This window comes from Erwinia tracheiphila (genome assembly GCF_021365465.1).
Taxonomy (GTDB): Bacteria; Pseudomonadota; Gammaproteobacteria; order Enterobacterales; family Enterobacteriaceae; genus Erwinia; species Erwinia tracheiphila.
Window position 1 is genome coordinate 2,605,502 of the sequence record NZ_CP089932.1, and the last position, 18,352, is coordinate 2,623,853.

The following is an 18,352-nucleotide window of genomic DNA, read 5'->3' on the forward strand; positions in this document are numbered from 1 at the left end:
CGAAGCCGTCACCAAAATGCTCGCCTGCGGCACCCGCATCACTGGCGTGAAGGAATATGGCTGCGATAATCCCGGTTGCCGGCATGCCAGATACATCAGCAACGCCTGCCACAGCCGGGTCTGCCCCTCCTCATAGTGGCGCGGCTGAAACAGCATATTCCGGAGAAGTTCTTCCGGATGGTGCGCTATTTTGGTTTTCTGGCCAACAGGGTGCGCGGAGAAAAGCTGCCGGTGGTTTGCCGCGCGCCGGGGATGGAAAAGCCGGATCCGCTACCGAAGGTCTGCTACGTACAGATGAGTAAGTAGTTCATGCGGCGTGACCCGTTCGAATGCGTGCTGTGCGGCGGACGTATGGAGTACCGCCGCGCGGTGGCGGGTCTGAATGTGCAGGGGCTGAAAACGCATGCGCGGGAAATCAGCCTGATGAGGTACATCCCGGGCTGACGCAGGAAAGATCCGTTTCGCGCACGCTGGCAGCCTGAAAAACAACCTGGAAAAGCACAAATTTTCACCAGGTTTCGGGGAGCAGGAACACGGATTTATTGATGACACGACTGTCCTGCCGGACCTTCAGGACGATACAGTCAGGGTAAACGATGGGACAAACGGCATCCAGTGGCCGGTTTTGCCATCCGGTGACCTGCTCCATGACGGCATCAGTACCTTTGAGACCCGCGCTGGCGAGACATCGGCGTCATACAGCTCTTTGAATGCGGCCGCTATCTCGCGGGTGGTCATACCTTTGGCATACAACGATAAGATCGGGTTATCCATCCCGGTGCTCCGGGTCTGGTTTTTCTTCACCCGTTGCGGTTCGAAAGAGCCATCACGATCACGCGGAGTACGTAGTTCCAGCGGGTCATCACCGGTGGTCACTGTCTTTGTGGAATAGCCGTTGCGGGCGTTGAGCGCCGGTTCTGGCTGATTTTTATCGTCGCCGGGGTGACGGGTCATTTCAGCGTTGAGCGCCGCCCCGACACTGATTTTTTTTCAGCAGGCGCTCAAACTGACTGAGATCGTCAGGGGTTTTGAGATTTTTGGTCAGTTCGTTAGTCAGGGCCTGCGACTGTTTTTCGTCCATAAATTAACCTGCTTTTGATGCTGGATTGAACATATCAAAAACAGGCAATTACACAATTTTAATTACAGTCTCTGGAAGATTGCTCCCAGCTTAAAGCACTCCCGGTTGCGCTATCCCCTCGCTTTTATCCTCAGCAGCCTGATCTTACTGTTAAGCGCCTCTGCATTTCCGTTTGAGACACAGTGTCGCATGGCATTCAGGATCCCATAGAGCCTTTTTCTGATCGTTTTCGCGGCGTTTTTCATCACAGGAACGTCACTGTGGACCGCCAGCGCCAGTCATCTCCCCCAGTCATTACGTCTTTCCTCGTTCCATGGCCTGTTCCAGATATCCTTTGCCCGCTCTTTCAGCGCCCAGCACTGACTCGTCAGCTTCATCTGTGCACGCAGCCATATCAGCTTTTCCTGCCTGGATTCGGTCATCCACTTATCGCTGTACTGTCACAGGAAGCGGGTCCCCTTTGCCTGACGCCGACTTTCCACAGGGAGGTGCGGATGTTCATTCTGCCGGGTTTTATCCACTACTTCGCCCGGTTGCTTTGCCACATGGAAGCGGTCGAAGGCGATTTTCTCAACCGCACAAGCTAAGTGGATACGTGCTGCTCTGATATATTCTGCATTCATGTCCATTGAGAGCGTTTTGATAGCCAGTAACTGCCCATCAGTGAGCGTGCGAAGATAGCCGCAAGACTCTCTGTGCTGCGATCATCCGTTAAGGCCAGCGCCCGGCCATCGCGATCAGAGATCACCGTTATGTAACGATGTCCTTTTTTAAAGGAGGCCTCATCCACATTCATATGACGGGCGTATAATGGCTTTTTTATCCGGGCAAGACCTCGCTTAACTGCCCGGGTCATAATGCCGTCAACCGCATTCCAGCTGAACTTTAGCGGTTTCCTGACAGCATCAACGGTGTTGATTTTCAGCCATAAGAGCACGAACGATTCGAACAGCAGCGTATACCGGCTGCCAGTCCATGCCCACGGAACAGACAACATCTGGCAGCCATGTTCCGGACACATAATGCTGGGAACATTTGCTTCGACAATCGTGGTGAACTGGCAGGTATCAAGATGGCGCCATTTACGATGGCGGTGGTCGTGAACAAAACTGGACTGACCGCAGGTCGGACAGGCTAACCGGGTGTTTTCAGCGATCCCGACAGTGACGATAACAGAACAGGCATTTTCATCGAGATAAAGGGAGTTTACCTGCCACAGAGCGGACAGGTTGAGAATATGAGCTGTATTAGTCGCGACTTGATCTGACACTGGACCTTGAAAGGTTGAGAGTTACCGGTTTTGATATGGGTGTCTAATCCTTAAACAAAACGCGAGGTAACTCTCATGCTTCATACTAACAATCCCATCATCAAACACAAAGCCGGCCTGCTCAATCTCGCCGAAGAACTCGGTAACGTATCAAAAGCCTGCAAGATCATGGGCGTGTCACGCGACACGTTTTACCGTTATCAGGAACTGGCTGCTGAAGGCGGCATCGATGCGCTGATTAACCAGAACCGCCGCGTCCCCAACCTGAAGAACCGCGCCGACGAAGCCACTGAACGCGCTGTTGTTGAATATGCCGTTGAGTTCCCGGCCCACGGGCAACACCGGACCAGTAATGAGCTGCGTAAAAAAGGCGTGTTTATCTCCGGTAGCGGCGTGCGCTCCATCTGGCAACGGCACGACCTGGAGAACTTCCGTAAACGCCTGAAGGCACTTGAGGAAAAGGTCGCCAGAGAAGGCATCGTGCTTACCGACGCTCAAATCGCAGCGCTGGAGAAGAAGGCCCACGATGACGAGGCCAGCGGAGAAATCGAAACTGCTCACCCGGGTTATCTCGGGTCGCAGGACACCTTCTACGTGGGCAATCTGAAAGGTGTGGGTCGTATCTACCAGCAGACGTTCGTGGATACGTACTCGAAAGTGGCACACTGCAAGCTGTATACGAGTAAAACGCCGATCACCGCCGCAGACCTGCTCAATGATCGCGTACTGCCGTTCTACGAGGCTCAGGGACTGCCGATGCTGAGGATCCTGACCGACAGGGGAACGGAGTACTGTGGTAAGGTGGAGCAGCATGATTACCAGCTGTATCTGGCCATCAACGATATCGACCATACAAAAACGAAGGCGATGTCTCCGCAGACGAACGGCATCTGCGAGCGCTTCCATAAAACTATTTTGCAGGATTTTTATCAGGTTACGTTCCGTAAGAAGTTATACGAAGACCTGGAGAGCCTGCAAACGGATCTGGACAACTGGTTGTGGCATTACAATAATGAGCGAACTCATCAGGGAAAAATGTGCTGCGGGCGTACGCCAATGGCCACGTTACTTGATGGTAAACGAGTCTGGGCAGAAAAAAATCTGAACCAGATGTAATCTGACAGACACCTGTATAAATAACCGGTAACTGTCAGATCAGGTCTGAGCTAGTACATATGAGCGTAGAGGGACTTTTCGTCCATGACAGCGGCCTCTTATTGACATGACTGTAAGAGATAGCGCCCAAACCGCTGTCAGGATAAAAGTCTCCTTCAGGTGTTACTTAAGCACATGAAGGTTTTTGACGTCAATCTCAACACTGTTCCAGTCTTTGTCAACCTCCCCTTCAATACGTACTTTTTTGTCAGGGGAAACGGTTTGCCCCATCCAGCGTTTGTCATCAATATCAACATAGATGGTGCCGCTTGTGTCCCGGAACTCATAGAGTTCATGACCAATCTGCTTGATGATATTACCCTCAAGAACGACCCAAGCATCATTACGTAGCGTTTTGGCCTGCTCCACGGATGACAATCCCGGGGTGGGGCCACTGAAGCCTCCCTGAGAGTATCCCTGGCCTGGAGGGGCTACAAAACCCTGTTGTTGTGCAAAAGCACCAAACGTCAGTCCGGTTAATAAGACGGCCAAAAGTGTTTTTTTCATGCTTCATCTCCTTGTGAAAGCGTATCGGGTTAACTGACAGGATAGATCTTAACAAAATCTTAAGGAAATTGATTAAAGTTACCAGCCACCATGATCGGGGAAGACCCTATTTTTTGCCCATATCTGTCATGGTCGCCATGTTTACGCAAATAATGGCAGTCCAGCAGCGGTTGTCCGATAGCGAATAATTGCGGTGTTAGCTGCCGCGAGAAAATCCCCATATACGCCACTTCCTCCAGTACTACCGCCGAGTGCACGGCTTCTTACAGGGTTTTCCCCCAGCAAAATGGTCCGTGTGCATGAACAAGGATAGCCTGAATAGTGAATGGGCCCAACCCTTTCTCCCGAAAGGTTTCAATGATGACCTGCCCGGTCTGTCATTCATAATTTCTGTAGCCTCCATGGGGTGGCTGCAGGGAACCACACCATAAAAATCATCGGTATGCGTGGTTCCCCAGACCGGAAGCTCGCTCCCAGCCTGTGCCCAGATGGTAGCATGCCGGGAATGCGTATGGACAATACTGCCTGTTTCAGGCCATGTAAGATAAAGCGCCTGGTGGGTTTCAGTATCGGAAGAGGGACGCAGTTTTCCTTCAACAACATTGCCTGTGGCAAGTTCCACCACCATATCGTCCTGCTGCATTTCCTCGTAGCGGACACCGGAAGGCTTGATCACCATCAGCCCGCTGGCGCGATCAATAGTACTGACATTACCCCAGGTAAACACGACCAGCCCATATGGCGGCAGCGCAATATGGGCTGCCAGTACCTGCTCTTTTAACGTTTCCAGTATGCTTACCTCCTGGTTTTTGGTGCTATTGTCGCCCGCATTGTGATGACAGAGTATGGAGATGTTGGCTGGATAAGCGGCAAGTTCTGGCTATGGCGCACCAAATAGTACTGGAAATAAGATTTTTTACCTGTCACAGCAAGTAAAAAAATATAGAATGCAGGCAAACCGAAGGGATGCGTTAAGAAACTGCGATTTTTTCTCTAAATGAGAGGTATCCCAGTAATAATGCGGTGAAAGCGGTCAGGTACGCAGAGAATCTCTCTATACTTTTTTGAGAAAGTTCTGTAACAGCAATGATGGAGAAACGAAAATGATAATAACTGCAAAACGCATTACCGCTGGCCTGCTGGCAGCAACATTAGTGCTTTCCCTGAGCGCCTGTTCACACTGGTCTAAACGTGACCGCAATACGGCAATCGGTGCGGGTGCCGGTGCCATTGGTGGATCAATTCTGACCAACGGTAGCGGCCTGGGCACCATTGGCGGTGCTGCCGTTGGGGGTATTATCGGACATCAGATTAGCCGTTAAACTGCCGTTACCTGAAGGATGGTCACACCACGGCGAGGTATCTGCTTTTTCATATTTCTCTCAACGAATGGCCCCTGAATTAGGGGCCATTTTAGTTGTGGTCATTCCAGCGCGAGTTTTTTACGATGAAATAACGTGCGCCAGCCAGATAAAGATGCCTTATTTTACAGGCGTAGCCATGTTGATAAGGGCATTGCCATTTATAACCAGCACTGTAGGCCGTATGCAGTTAACATCGAACGTCCATGGCATATTATTTTGCCTCTACTCTGACTGCGTATTAATTTCACTGAATGACGGCGTGGAAAAGAGCCTGCACTTAGCATAAGGACGTGTCCTCTACAGAGGAAGCATCATGTCAATTTATGAAATCGCTGGCCTTTGCCCCTGCCCAGACCGGTTTTGTCTAAAAATCAGCAGTTCTGACGATATTTGACACGGCTAATTGGCATAAAAATTAACAGCCGACAATAAAGTGTATTTAATGGTAAATGCCCTGAAACAATATGCCAATGATATGAATGACAGGCGTAACAAGTTGATGTTTCAATAAAACCGCCTTCTTTAAAAAATTACCGTGCATATAAGATGGCCAAAACTATTGATACCGTAGTAGCTACGTGAATATTAGCCCTGTACCATCATTGATGATGATACAGGGCTAACTTACTTATTATTGTCGAGACTGTAATTAAAATTGTGTAATTTCCTGTTTTTGATATGTTCACTCCAACAACGAGGACAGGCAAATTATGGACGAAAAGAAACTTAAAGCCCTTGCGGCTGAACGGGCTAAAGGTCTTAAAACCGAAGCTGACCTTAACCAGTTTTCCCGAATGCTGACGAAGCTCACCGTCGAAACGGCGCTCAATGCTGAACTGACCGACCACCTCGGGCATGAGAAAAACGCGCCCAAAAAAGACTCTGACACCCGCAATGGCTACGCATCAAAAACGCTGCTTTGCGATGATGGCGAGATTGAGCTGAACACACCGCGTGACCGCGAAAACACCTTCAACCTCAGCTGATTAAGAAGAGCCAGACGCGTATCACGCAGATGGACAGCCAGATTTTACCCCTGTACGCCAAAGGAATGGCCATGCGTGAAATTGTTGCCACGTCCAAAGAGATGTATGACGCCGATGTCTCACCCACCCTGATATCTAAAGTCACCGATGCCGTAAAAGAACAGGTTGCTGAGTGGCAAAACCGGCAGCTGGATGCACTTTATCCCATTGTTTATATGGACTGTATTGTCGTAAAAGTTCGTCAGAATGGCAGCGTGATAAACAGAGCCGTTTTCCTTGCGCCGGGCATTAATACCGAAGGTCAGAAAGAACTGCCGGGGATGTGGCTGGCTGAAAATGAAGGCGCGAAGTTCTGGCTGAACATCCTGACAGAGCTGAAAAATCGCGGCCTTCAGGATATCCTGATTGCCTGCGTGGACGGACTGAAGGGCTTCCCGAATGCGATAAACAGCGTTTATCCCGAGACACATATCCAGCTGTGCATCATTCATATGGTGCGTAACCGCCTGAAATACGTGGCGTGGAAGGACTACAAAGCGGTCACGGGCGGGCTGAAAACCGTTTATCAGGCACCAACAGAAGCGGCCGCACGGATGGCGCTGGCTGCGTTCGCCGAAGAATGGGATGACAAATATCCACAAATCAGCAAAAGCTGGCGTGCGCACGGGGAAAACCTCAATACGTTCTTCGGCTATCCGTCTGACATCCGAAAAGCTATCTACACCACGAATGCCATTGAGTCGCTGAACAGCGTGATCCGTGCCGCCATTAAGAAACTCAAGGTATTCCCGACGGATGACTCAGTGCGAAAGGTTATTTACCTGGCAATCCAGTCGGCATCGAAAAAATGGAGTATGCCGATCCAGAACTGGCGGCTGGCGATGAGCCGCTTTATTATTGAGTTCGGTGACCGCCTGAGCGTTCACCTTTGACGTGGTGGCAGTTACACAGAATTATTTACAGGGTAGGTGTCAATCTGACTATTCCATTGTCAGAGCAATATTCAATTATTTTATTAATTGTACTAGCTCAGACCTGATCTGACAGTTACCGGTTATTTATACAGGTGTCTGTCAGATTACATCTGGTTCAGATTTTTTTCTGCCCAGACTCGTTTACCATCAAGTAACGTGGCCATTGGCGTACGCCCGCAGCACATTTTTCCCTGATGAGTTCGCTCATTATTGTAATGCCACAACCCGTTGTCCAGATCCGTTTGCAGGCTCTCCAGGTCTTCGTATAACTTCTTACGGAACGTAACCTGATAAAAATCCTGCAAAATAGTTTTATGGAAGCGCTCGCAGATGCCGTTCGTCTGCGGAGACATCGCCTTCGTTTTTGTATGGTCGATATCGTTGATGGCCAGATACAGCTGGTAATCATGCTGCTCCACCTTACCACAGTACTCCGTTCCCCTGTCGGTCAGGATCCTCAGCATCGGCAGTCCCTGAGCCTCGTAGAACGGCAGTACGCGATCATTGAGCAGGTCTGCGGCGGTGATCGGCGTTTTACTCGTATACAGCTTGCAGTGTGCCACTTTCGAGTACGTATCCACGAACGTCTGCTGGTAGATACGACCCACACCTTTCAGATTGCCCACGTAGAAGGTGTCCTGCGACCCGAGATAACCCGGGTGAGCAGTTTCGATTTCTCCGCTGGCCTCGTCATCGTGGGCCTTCTTCTCCAGCGCTGCGATTTGAGCGTCGGTAAGCACGATGCCTTCTCTGGCGACCTTTTCCTCAAGTGCCTTCAGGCGTTTACGGAAGTTCTCCAGGTCGTGCCGTTGCCAGATGGAGCGCACGCCGCTACCGGAGATAAACACGCCTTTTTTACGCAGCTCATTACTGGTCCGGTGTTGCCCGTGGGCCGGGAACTCAACGGCATATTCAACAACAGCGCGTTCAGTGGCTTCGTCGGCGCGGTTCTTCAGGTTGGGGACGCGGCGGTTCTGGTTAATCAGCGCATCGATGCCGCCTTCAGCAGCCAGTTCCTGATAACGGTAAAACGTGTCGCGTGACACGCCCATGATCTTGCAGGCTTTTGATACGTTACCGAGTTCTTCGGCGAGATTGAGCAGGCCGGCTTTGTGTTTGATGATGGGATTGTTAGTATGAATCATGAGAGTTACCTCGCGTTTTGTTTAAGGATTAGACACCCATATCAAAACCGGTAACTCTCAACCTTTCAAGGTCCAGTGTCAGATCAAGTCGCGACTAATACATATTAATGTAATTGTGTTCTTTAGAGCTTTCACCAAATTTTGATTTTATTTTTTGTAATGAATGTAATGTAAGCTCATGTGCCTTGTTATATACGGTTGGATAAATAAGACTCGCATTTCCTTTTTTTGATAACCAGTCTACAGACTTACCATTGCTGTGAAGACACGGAACGCTATTCCTGTATGGTAATGTAGATAAGCCAGATATATAAGCATCCTCATTATCTTTCCCAACAGAACGATTCGAAGTAATATGCACTTCTCTGATACACGCTCCATCAGCGACCATTGAAACCGATTCATTTTCTTTTCCCTTTCTTTTCCCTGCCGGGGCATCAGGCGAGTACATTTAGTAAAAACGGGTAAACCAAGTGAAGTAAGGATCTCGTTATAAACAGCAACGCAGGCATCAACACTTTTAAGCCCAAAAAGATTATCGAGCCTCCCCCACCGTGACGGATTCCCTGATACCTTCAACGATGAACCCCGTATCGAGATTGAAATTACATCACAGAAAGATCCTTTATGCTGAAAGGTAGGCTGGCTGAGTGCTGAAGCCTCACCGCTTTCAAGATGTATACGCTGATAAGCTACATCGCTCAGTATCGGCAACTGATAGCCGAAATCCTGTTCGATAGTTAGCCAGTCGTAAAACATAGAATCTCTCAATCATTCAGGATGAACCGCAAGGCTCAATATAGAAACGTCAATGGTATTGACACCAGTAAATATCAAAACTGACCCTATGAGTTCAGCCATGAAAAATGGAGGTTAAAATTGAGACTTTGCAATCAGCATGAGAAGGCAGCAGATATGGCAGTAGACAAAGAGTGTGCAGAACGTATACGTCTGTCTATCATCCAAAATTTCACATATTACGATATCGAGAATGAAACAGGTATCAGCGTCAGTACCCTTAAACGGCTGGCTTCTGGAGAAAGAGAACCAAAATTAATATAAATCAGTAAAATAGCTAAAGCGACAGGGAAAAACCCGGTATGGTTAGCATTCGGTGAGTCAACCCTTCCTCTACCTGAGAGCCTTGGCGAAGATATGACTGCTTTTGGTTACGGTGTGGATTTTAAGTTACAAGGCCATGAAGCAGGTGAAGCGGCGGCGAAGATCCGCCTGATGGCCGCGATCCGAGACATAGATAAAGATCATGTTGTTTTTCTTGAATAAAATTTATAGACTTACTGAATCTGGATCGCACAATAAACAGTGTCAAAACCAAACGTTACAGCTACACAGAAGAAGAAACGCTGAAAATGCTAAACCTTCCCCAGCCGAAGGGGAAAAAGTAAAAATACCGTGGGAAACCACGGTAAAGTTCGGGTGTCACTGAACCCCGAACCGCTACGCGGTCAGAATGTGTACAGGAGTTAAGGCATGCGAAAATTATACGATTACATTTTAGATCTAAAAAGATACACAAGATTAAATACCAATATAAAAATAGCAGAATATCTGGATGTAAGCCGTCAATATATAACAACGTTAAAATACGGGAAATGCTGGTTAGCCAGTGATAAATGTCTAAGAGTTGCTGAAGCATTAGGTATTGATGCGGATGAAATAATATTAGCCATAAATGCAGAAAAAAGTGACGACGACAATATAAAAAGGCAATGGGTTAAGCTTGTAAGTCAGAAAAAACAGGAAATTAATGTTCCTGATAGATTCAAACCAGATGGTTCTCGCAGAAGAAGAATGGTAGCAAAAAAGTAAAAGGAAATCAATATGTTAGTATTAAGCACGGATACATTACCATCCAACATGAAAGTCATTGAAATTCATGGGTTTATTGAAAATAACCTACCCTATCGAAATTTCTGATAAAGGTTTAATTCGTGGATTTATGGAACGAAAAAGAAATGAACATCAGGAAGCGTATGATGCTTTCGTAAATTCGGCAGGAAGGCAAGGGAATGTCATATATGGAGTGAAAGTCTCTACATCAGCAGGACAATTCAAAAATGGAAGTTTTCTTTATATTACTTATTACGGGACAGTTGCCACAGTAGAGTGCATTGATTGAATATTGGTTCGTACAATGACGTTATGCTAAAGAGGCCGCTGCGGGATTCGATTTTCGCAGCGGCCTTTTCAACATAACGAGTCGTACATTATGCGCACCTTCGCCACAGGAAGGCGGTCCCGGTCAGTTCTGCCAGTGAATCATCTCGTCAAGGCCGGACAGCAACGCTGGAAAGTAGCTCTCATCTATGCCAAAAAAATCTTTTATGATGACGCTTTCAGCCGGATTTTCAGGCCTGAGAGTCAACTCTACAGCAACGGAATTATCAGTCATTGGAATAAAATGAATATTTAGTTGATTCTCCATGCTATCAAAATTCACATCAGACGGTTTTATCCCATTGAGTAAACTTTGATGCATGTAGTTTATTTTTTGTTTTAAATCAGTTAGTTCCCCAGAATTAAAGGATGCCTGATACTGAGTATTTAGCTCAGGGAGATTATATTCAATATACGTTCTTATCCAGTCATATTCAGGAGCTTCTGGCGTATTTTGTCTTTCAAATGGAGAAACACGTAATATCCTCGCACCACTTACGATTTCTATCATAATAAACTCCGTCACTTGTATAAAAAATGAGTGACCGTCCAGTCTTTTTCACGAACTACAACTTCAAGTATAAAACGTTTATAGAAGTAATATCCTTTTCGGGATTTATCTTCAACTAACCTGTACATCTCTGTTTCATAACGAAAAAGGCCAGGGGATTTCCTGGGGTCTGGTGTTCTCCTGCCATAGCGGATAGCTTTCTCCTGAAGCTGCAAAGGCACATAGCGTCCGGGGTTATACATATGCTTCGCAGCGGTTTCTGTCATTTTAAGATTACGGGCTGAAAGACCCAATTTTAACTGGCTTCGTAAGAAACTGACCGTTCCCTGACTGAGTTTTACCGTGATGGCCGTTCTGACTCCGCTTTGCAACAGTGCCCTGCCCGCAAAAAAAATGCGAAAAACACCTGCTGCGAGTAACGCAATATCAATCGGGTCAATCAGCGGTGATTCCAGCGGTGCTTCTTCCAGTCTGACAAAAAGTCCATCGGTGTCATAAATTCGCCAAAGACCGGGAGCCTGTGACACGGAATAACCGATACACATCCCGCTTTCGTCATCGGTTATGGGTTTGGCATTGTGGGGTAAAAGTCGCGGACGGATTTCAAAAAATTCCCCCCGGGGCAACCGGGACTGAAATGTATAATATCGACCGGGTTCTTCTCTGGCTGCAAATCCTGTTGTCATAAAATATTCCCTTCTGGTTAATCAGCTCCAGAGAAATCATATAACACTTTCTTCAACACGACACCACCCGTTGACACTGGCCGTCAACTGGCTACTATTGGTGCTGATTCATAACCATCCGTTTACTCCATAACGAATCAGAATCAAACGTCAATCCGCAGTAAATGAACAGGCCTGACCTCACCAGTCAGACCTGTTCAATCCCGTCTAATACCCGCCACTCACCCGTTAACTTTGGTAAATCTGTACCTGATGCGTGCGAATCAAAAACAATTTCTTCAGTACCATCAATATGATACCGGACAATCTTATAGTACGTTAAATTACCCCCCCCCTGAATCAGTTCAGGTTGCCCCGGAACAGGTCTCCGCTCCTCGCGGCGCTGTGGGGCGCCGCCCTGCTCCGGTCAACCTTTCTGACCTGAAGCATGACCATAATATCTGTCTTGCTGTTCTCACGGGGGCGGGAACCGAAAAAGCTCCAGCCGGAACGGGCAGTACTGTCTTTCTGTTCAGCCAGACCACCCAGCATAATAATATCACCATCAGCGAGGCTCACTTCTGTCGTGACATCACGCTTGATAAGCGTGGGTGAGTTATTGACGCCGGTTTCCGTGGTGACAAAGTTTGAAAGCTGTTGCTCAATTTTAAGGTCCATTGTCCGGCTTTTTAGTGACGGCGTCACGTTAAACAGCACCCCGCTGGAGCGATACTCTACCGATTGCGTGGTGACATTATTATTCACCGTGACACTGCCCAGCACCGGCACATCAGAACCCACCGAGAACGATGCAGAGGCATTATTTTTTACCCGCAACCTTGGCGCACTGACCACGGTAAAGCGGCTGTCCGTTTTCAGCAGGTTAAAAATGGCATCCACAGAGCCGGTTCTGATGTTGATGAAGTTATCCAGTCCGGCAGCACCGAGCGATACACTGAACTTATCAGACAGGATTTTAGCCGCTAAAAGAATACCGGAGCCGTCAGACTGCGCCGTCTGCACCTCAAAGACATAGCCGGACACCACCACTTCGTCACTGATGGTATCCGGCGGAGGTTACCAGCGTTTTCAGAATGGCGATATCCTCTTTTGTGCCGTAATAAACGAGAATATCCCCGGAACGGTTAATCTAGTTGCTGGCCCCGGACGAGCCTTTCAGCGCACCATCAGAACTCACCGCGCCGCTGTTATTAAACGGGCCTGAAACATAACCAGCAAGAATATCAGACAGATAAGCTACTGAACGGCACTGTGGCGTATAAGTCCATGTGTAGCGCGGTTTAACCGGCTCTTTCGGTGTGTAAGGCGCGATGAAGTCAACACCCTTCTTCGACCATATGCGGATATTCATGTTTTCAAAATAACGGGTTATGAATTCCCGTTCATCAATATCCGGCGTCAGCCTGAACGTCAGCATCCGCTCATCATTCACAAGCTGTGGGTCAAGCATATAAGGCACTTTCAGCACTTCGGTATATATCAGCGAAATGGCTTCCAATAGAAAAACTTACAACATAACCGCAGACAGACAGATAAGACTTGAAAGGCTTGCTGTAGACGTAAGCCACAAGGTGGGAAAAACTTTCAAATGGACAGGGTTGTTTACTTATATTATTGATAAGTATCATAAAGATGCAGCAGCCGAACTTTTATCTGAAGAAAAAGTAAAAAATAAGCAGAATGGAAAAAAATAAATAGTATCTTTGTCTGCAAGATTATGATTCAAATTGAGCTATCTGAGCTGGAATGGTCTGATAGCCCGTAGTTATCCTGAGACTACCCCCCGTTTTACAGGACGGGGATTTTCCTCCACCGCCAGATAAGCCAGAAAAATGAATACCAGATAAGTTACCCTCCCTCTCAGAAAAGAGACAGAAAAAAAGAAAAGGATATCAACATTTTAGTGTTAATTACCGATACATTACCTGTAGTGGTCAACTAATTTTGGCCACACGACCTGACTGTTCGTGGAACAGCCGCTCTGATTCATTTGGCGTTAAGCCGCCGTTATTCCAGTGAGGCCTGAGAGCACTGTAGTACCCCGTGATATATCGGATTATCGATAACCGTGCTTCCCCTAAGCTTTCGTAGCCCGTCGTTGGTACCCATTCACTCTTCAGTCTACGGAAGAACCGCTCCATCGGACTGTTATCCCGGCAGTTTCCCCGGCGACTCATGCTCTGTGTGCTCCGGTAGCCCCACAGCATCTGTCGGTACTGACGACTGGTATAATGACTCCCCTGAACACTGTGGAACATCACGCCTGATGGCCGCCCCCGTAGCTCCCATGCCATCTGAAGTGCTTTTATAGTGAGGTCTGAGTCTGGTGAGTACGACAGCGCCCAGCCCACCGGTTTACGGGCAAACAGAGCCAGCACCACGGCCAGATAAGCCCACCGTTTGCCCGTCCAGATGTAGGTCACATCACCGCACCAGACCTGATTCGGTTCTGTCACTGCAAACTGCCGGGCAAGAAGATTCGGGATTTCAACATGCTCATTGCCCCCACGTTTGTATTTATGCCCCGGTATCTGACAACTGGTGATACCCAGCTCTTTCATCAGTCGACCAGCCAGCCATCGACCGAGTTGTACGCCCTTTGTCGTGACCATCGTGGCGATACTTCTGGCACAGGCGGAACCCCCACTGGCGTTCCAGACCTCGCTGACCAGACGGCGTTTAACGGCACGGTCAGCATCAGGCTCAGTACTGTTTTTACGTGTGTAGCGATAACTGCTGCGGTGAACACCGAACAGTCGGCACAATGAGGCAACCGGGTAATGCGCCCTCAGACTGTCGATTATCGAGAACTGTTGAGGGAGTCCGACATCAAGAGCGCTGTAGCCTTTTTTAGGATTTCGTTTTCCATTTCAAGGCGCTGTATACGTTTTCTCATTTCCCTGAGTTCAGTTTGCTCAGGAGTGACAGGCAGCCCCGATGTTTTTTTCCCTGACGCTGCAGACGTAACGATTTTACCCACCGGTTGATGGCAGAAAGACTGACATTCATCGCCTTAGCAGCTTCACCGTGTGTGTAGTGCTGGTCGAGGCCCCGCTTTGCCGCTTCAAGTTTAAATTCAGCAGTAAATACCTTGCTCATTGGTTCACCTGTGAAATTTTGAGGTGGGCATATCACCTCAACTCAGGTGGACAAATTCAGTGTGCCACTACAACCTTCCAACATGAAAGTCGTTGAAATACATGGGTTCATTGAAAAAACCTATCCCATTGAAATTTCTGATAAAGGTTTAATTCGTGGATTTATGGAACGCAAAAGAAATGAACATCAGGAAGTGTATGATGCTTTCGTCAGTTCAGCAGGAAGACAAGTAAATGTTATATATGGAGTAAAAGTATCCACGTCTGTTGGACAATTCAAAAATGGAAGTTTTCTTTACATTACTTATTACGGAACAGTAGCAACAGTGGAATGCACTGATTAAGCACAGGTTCGCACAATGACGTTATATTAAAGAGGCCGCTGCGGGATTCGATTTTCGCAGCGGCCTCTTTAACATAACGTGTGGCACATTATGCGCACCAATATGACAGATGGAGAAAAACAGTCCTGTGGAGACTGTAATTAAAATTGTGTAATTGCCTGTTTTTGATATGTTCACTCCAACAATAGAGACAGGCAAATTATGGACGAGAAGAAACTTAAGGCCCTTGCTGCTGAACTGGCCAAAGGTCTCAAAACTGAGGCCGACCTTAATCAGTTTTTCCGCATGCTCACGAAGCTGACCGTTGAAACGGCACGCAATGCAGAACTCACTGACCACCTCGGGCATGAGAAAAATGCCCCTAAAACCGGCACCAATACCCGCAACGGCTACTCTCCGAAAACGCTGCTGTGCGACGACGGTGAAATCGGGCTAAACACGCCGCGCGACCGGGAAAATACCTTTGAACCTCAGCTGATTAAGAAGAATCAGACGCGTATCACGCAGATGGACAGCCAGATTTTATCCTTGTATGCCAAAGGCATGACCACGCGGGAAATCGTCGATACGTTCAAAGAGATGTACGATGCTGATGTGTCACCGCCCCTGATATCAAAAGTCACGGATGCCGTTAAAGAGCAGGTCGCCGAATGGCAGAATCGCCAGCTGGATGCGCTCTATCCCATTGTTTATCTGGACTGTATTGTTGTTAAGGTTCGTCAGAATGGCAGCGTGATTAACAAAGCGGTGTTCCTGGCACCGGGCATCAATACCGAAGGCCGGAAAGAGCTTCCGGGGATGTGGCTGGCTGAAAATGAAGGTGCAAAGTTCTGGCTGAACGTGCTGACGCAACTTAAAAATCGCGGCCTTCAGGACATCCTGATTGCCTGCGTGGATGGACTGAAGGGCTTCCCGGATGCGATAAACAGCGTCTATCCACAGACTCACATCCAGCTGTGCATCATCCACATGGTGCGTAACCGCCTGAAATACGTGGCGTGGAAGGACTACAAAGCGGTCACGGGCGGGCTGAAAACCGTTTATCAGGCACCAACAGAAGCGGCCGAACGGATGGCGCTGGATGCGTTCGCCGAAGAATGGGATGACAAATATCCACAAATCAGCAAAAGCTGGCGTGCGCACGGGGAAAACCTCAATACGTTCTTCGGCTATCCGTCTGACATCCGAAAAGCTATCTACACCACGAATGCCATTGAGTCGCTGAACAGCGTGATCCGTGCCGCCATTAAGAAACGCAAGGTATTCCCGACGGATGACTCAGTGCGAAAGGTTATTTACCTGGCAATCCAGTCGGCATCGAAAAAATGGAGTATGCCGATCCAGAACTGTCGGCTGGCGATGAGCCGCTTTATTATTGAGTTCGGTGACCGCCTGATCGTTCACCTTTGACGTGGTGGCAGTTACACAGAATTATTTACAGGGTCTAATCTGTATTAGTCGCGACTTGATCTGACAATGGGCCTTGAAAGGTTGAGAGTTACCGGTTTTGATATGGGTGTCGAATCCTTATACAAAACGCGAGGTAACTCTCATGCTTCATACTAACAATCCCATCATCAAACACAAAGCCGGTTTACTCAATCTGGCCGAAGAGCTCGGTAACGTATCAAAAGCCTGTAAGATCATGGGCGTGTCGCGAGACACGTTTTACCGTTATCAGGAACTGGCTGAAGAAGGCGGTATTGATGCGCTGGTTAATCAAAGTCGTAGGGTACCCAACCTGAAGAACCGCGCCGATGAGGCCACGGAACGTGCGGTTGTTGAGTACGCCGTTGAGTTCCCGGCTCATGGTCAGCATCGGACTAGCAATGAACTTCGTAAAAAAGGCGTGTTTATCTCCGGCAGCGGCGTGCGCTCCATCTGGCAACGACACGACCTGGAGAACTTCCGTAAACGCCTGAAGGCGCTTGAGGAGAAAGTCGCTAAAGAAGGCATTGTGCTTACCGATACCCAAATCGCAGCGCTGGAGAAGAAGGCCCACGATGACGAGGCCAGCGGAGAAATCGAGACGGCACATCCGGGTTATCTGGGCTCGCAGGACACCTTCTACGTTGGCAATCTGAAAGGTGTTGGCCGTATCTACCAGCAGACGTTTGTGGATACGTACTCAAAAGTGGCACACTGCAAGCTGTATACAAGTAAAACGCCGATCACCGCCGCCGACCTGCTCAATGATCGCGTATTGCCGTTCTACGAGGCTCAGGGACTGCCGATGCTGAGAATACTGACCGACAGGGGTACGGAGTACTGTGGTAAAGTGGAGCAGCATGATTATCAGCTTTATCTGGCCATCAACGATATCGACCATACGAAAACGAAGGCGATGTCTCCACAGACGAACGGTATCTGCGAGCGCTTCCATAAAACCATTTTGCAGGATTTTTATCAGGTTACGTTCCGCAAGAAGTTATATGGAGACCTGGAAAGCCTGCAGGCAGGTCTGGACAACTGGTTGTGGCATTACAATAATGAGCGAACTCATCAGGGTAAAATGTGCTGCGGGCGTACGCCAATGGCAACTTTACTTGATGGTAAACGGGTCTGGGCAGAAAAAAATCTGAACCAGATTTAATCTGACAGACACCTGTATAAATAACCGGTAACTGTCAGATCAGGTCTGAGCTAGTACATCTAATCATTGTTATTTACCACCCTCATCAAGAATACAGGTCGATGAGTAACTCCCCGATTTCACCATTCAGTGTCCTATATTCGACCTGATACAGGAGACATTCAGGCCCATCAACATAACATCCAACAAGACCCTACATACCAAGCTCAGGACCTACAGATAATCCAACAAGTTGGCCCATTGTCATCTTTCTGGCCTCCGGTCCATCCACAATAAGAAGGACCCCAGCAGCGTCAGTGTGTGTAATTACTTTGTTAGCTTTACGGATTGCATGAGTGAATACAGGGCAGTTACTAACGGTCTTCTTTACGTTAAACATTTGGTATAACTTATGATGTGATTACTTGTGGCGTTCTTTGGGTCAGCTTTGGGTCAGCCTTGTGTCACTTACTGTCTTCAC

At 48.1% G+C, this 18,352-nt stretch carries 14 protein-coding genes and 7 pseudogenes; 12 read left to right on the plus strand and 9 right to left on the minus strand.

Annotated elements, in window-relative coordinates:
• Window positions 1-16 precede the first annotated feature (16 nt).
• Together LU633_RS26510 and LU633_RS13815 are read left to right on the plus strand one after the other, a co-directional pair.
• Window positions 17-136 carry a transposase zinc-binding domain-containing protein gene (locus tag LU633_RS26510; RefSeq protein ID WP_456151886.1) on the plus strand — a complete coding sequence of 40 codons (120 nt, stop codon included), beginning with the start codon at window positions 17-19 and terminating at the stop codon, window positions 134-136.
• Window positions 133-444 (plus strand): annotated as a pseudogene (locus LU633_RS13815) (transposase); the annotation flags it as partial. The gene LU633_RS26510 and the pseudogene LU633_RS13815, both read left to right, overlap by 4 nt.
• 82 nt (window positions 445-526) lie before the next feature.
• Here the strand turns inward: LU633_RS13815 and LU633_RS13820 are convergent.
• Both LU633_RS13820 and LU633_RS13825 read right to left on the minus strand, forming a co-directional pair.
• Window positions 527-1,081: pseudogene (locus tag LU633_RS13820) on the minus strand (transposase); the annotation flags it as partial.
• Between the two features lie 113 nt (window positions 1,082-1,194).
• A pseudogene (locus LU633_RS13825) lies at window positions 1,195-2,351 on the minus strand (ISL3 family transposase); the annotation flags it as partial.
• A 75-nt stretch (window positions 2,352-2,426) separates the two neighbouring features.
• Here LU633_RS13825 and LU633_RS13830 point away from each other — a divergent pair.
• Entirely contained in the window at window positions 2,427-3,467 is a 1,041-nt protein-coding gene (locus LU633_RS13830; protein ID WP_046371797.1) for an IS481 family transposase, read from the plus strand.
• Between the two features lie 162 nt (window positions 3,468-3,629).
• On the opposite strand, the gene LU633_RS13835 is transcribed toward LU633_RS13830, so the two are convergent.
• Both LU633_RS13835 and araD read right to left on the minus strand, forming a co-directional pair.
• Entirely contained in the window at window positions 3,630-4,013 is a 384-nt protein-coding gene (locus LU633_RS13835) for a YgiW/YdeI family stress tolerance OB fold protein (RefSeq protein ID WP_233480676.1), read from the minus strand.
• A 59-nt stretch (window positions 4,014-4,072) separates the two neighbouring features.
• A pseudogene (gene araD / locus LU633_RS13840) lies at window positions 4,073-4,806 on the minus strand (L-ribulose-5-phosphate 4-epimerase AraD).
• Between the two features lie 310 nt (window positions 4,807-5,116).
• Between araD and osmB the strand changes: the two are divergent.
• Together osmB and LU633_RS13850 are read left to right on the plus strand one after the other, a co-directional pair.
• Window positions 5,117-5,335, plus strand: a complete 219-nt coding sequence (gene osmB / locus LU633_RS13845) for an osmotically-inducible lipoprotein OsmB (RefSeq protein WP_233480677.1) — start codon at window positions 5,117-5,119, stop codon at window positions 5,333-5,335.
• A 752-nt stretch (window positions 5,336-6,087) separates the two neighbouring features.
• A pseudogene (locus LU633_RS13850) lies at window positions 6,088-7,295 on the plus strand (IS256 family transposase).
• A 146-nt stretch (window positions 7,296-7,441) separates the two neighbouring features.
• Here LU633_RS13850 and LU633_RS13855 read toward each other — a convergent pair.
• Window positions 7,442-8,482 carry an IS481 family transposase gene (locus tag LU633_RS13855; protein ID WP_046371791.1) on the minus strand — a complete coding sequence of 347 codons (1,041 nt, stop codon included), beginning with the start codon at window positions 8,480-8,482 and terminating at the stop codon, window positions 7,442-7,444.
• A gap of 1,155 nt (window positions 8,483-9,637) precedes the next feature.
• Here LU633_RS13855 and LU633_RS25795 point away from each other — a divergent pair.
• The 3 genes from LU633_RS25795 to LU633_RS13865 all read left to right on the plus strand — a co-directional run bounded on the left by LU633_RS25795 (window position 9,638) and on the right by LU633_RS13865 (window position 10,622).
• Complete coding sequence (locus tag LU633_RS25795; RefSeq protein WP_016169778.1) at window positions 9,638-9,766, plus strand: hypothetical protein; 129 nt, start codon at window positions 9,638-9,640, stop codon at window positions 9,764-9,766.
• A 207-nt stretch (window positions 9,767-9,973) separates the two neighbouring features.
• Complete coding sequence (locus LU633_RS13860; protein ID WP_016169779.1) at window positions 9,974-10,312, plus strand: phage protein; 339 nt, start codon at window positions 9,974-9,976, stop codon at window positions 10,310-10,312.
• A gap of 67 nt (window positions 10,313-10,379) precedes the next feature.
• Window positions 10,380-10,622, plus strand: coding sequence for a hypothetical protein (locus LU633_RS13865; protein ID WP_016169780.1), 243 nt, complete (start codon window positions 10,380-10,382; stop codon window positions 10,620-10,622).
• Window positions 10,623-10,745: 123 nt separating this feature from the next.
• Here the strand turns inward: LU633_RS13865 and LU633_RS13870 are convergent, their stop codons facing one another.
• From LU633_RS13870 to LU633_RS13880, 3 genes and pseudogenes are all read right to left on the minus strand, one after another.
• Window positions 10,746-11,171, minus strand: a complete 426-nt coding sequence (locus LU633_RS13870; protein WP_016169781.1) for a WapI family immunity protein — start codon at window positions 11,169-11,171, stop codon at window positions 10,746-10,748.
• Window positions 11,172-11,182: 11 nt separating this feature from the next.
• Window positions 11,183-11,857 (minus strand): hypothetical protein, encoded by a 675-nt coding sequence (locus tag LU633_RS13875; RefSeq protein ID WP_046371895.1) that lies wholly within the window; start codon window positions 11,855-11,857, stop codon window positions 11,183-11,185.
• A 339-nt stretch (window positions 11,858-12,196) separates the two neighbouring features.
• Window positions 12,197-13,364: pseudogene (locus tag LU633_RS13880) on the minus strand (type II secretion system protein GspD); the annotation flags it as partial.
• Here LU633_RS13880 and LU633_RS13885 point away from each other — a divergent pair.
• Window positions 13,345-13,551 (plus strand): hypothetical protein, encoded by a 207-nt coding sequence (locus LU633_RS13885; RefSeq protein WP_040465252.1) that lies wholly within the window; start codon window positions 13,345-13,347, stop codon window positions 13,549-13,551. The pseudogene LU633_RS13880 and the gene LU633_RS13885 sit on opposite strands and share 20 nt — an antisense overlap.
• A 240-nt stretch (window positions 13,552-13,791) precedes the next feature.
• On the opposite strand, the pseudogene LU633_RS13890 reads toward LU633_RS13885, so the two are convergent.
• Window positions 13,792-14,956 (minus strand): annotated as a pseudogene (locus LU633_RS13890) (IS3 family transposase).
• 61 nt (window positions 14,957-15,017) lie between these two features.
• Between LU633_RS13890 and LU633_RS13895 the strand changes: the two are divergent.
• The 3 genes from LU633_RS13895 to LU633_RS13905 all read left to right on the plus strand — a co-directional run bounded on the left by LU633_RS13895 (window position 15,018) and on the right by LU633_RS13905 (window position 17,892).
• Entirely contained in the window at window positions 15,018-15,299 is a 282-nt protein-coding gene (locus LU633_RS13895) for a hypothetical protein (protein WP_233481920.1), read from the plus strand.
• Window positions 15,300-15,500: 201 nt separating this feature from the next.
• Complete coding sequence (locus LU633_RS13900) at window positions 15,501-16,709, plus strand: IS256 family transposase (protein WP_046371898.1); 1,209 nt, start codon at window positions 15,501-15,503, stop codon at window positions 16,707-16,709.
• Between the two features lie 142 nt (window positions 16,710-16,851).
• Complete coding sequence (locus LU633_RS13905) at window positions 16,852-17,892, plus strand: IS481 family transposase (RefSeq protein WP_046371899.1); 1,041 nt, start codon at window positions 16,852-16,854, stop codon at window positions 17,890-17,892.
• The last annotated feature ends 460 nt before the right edge of the window (window positions 17,893-18,352 follow it).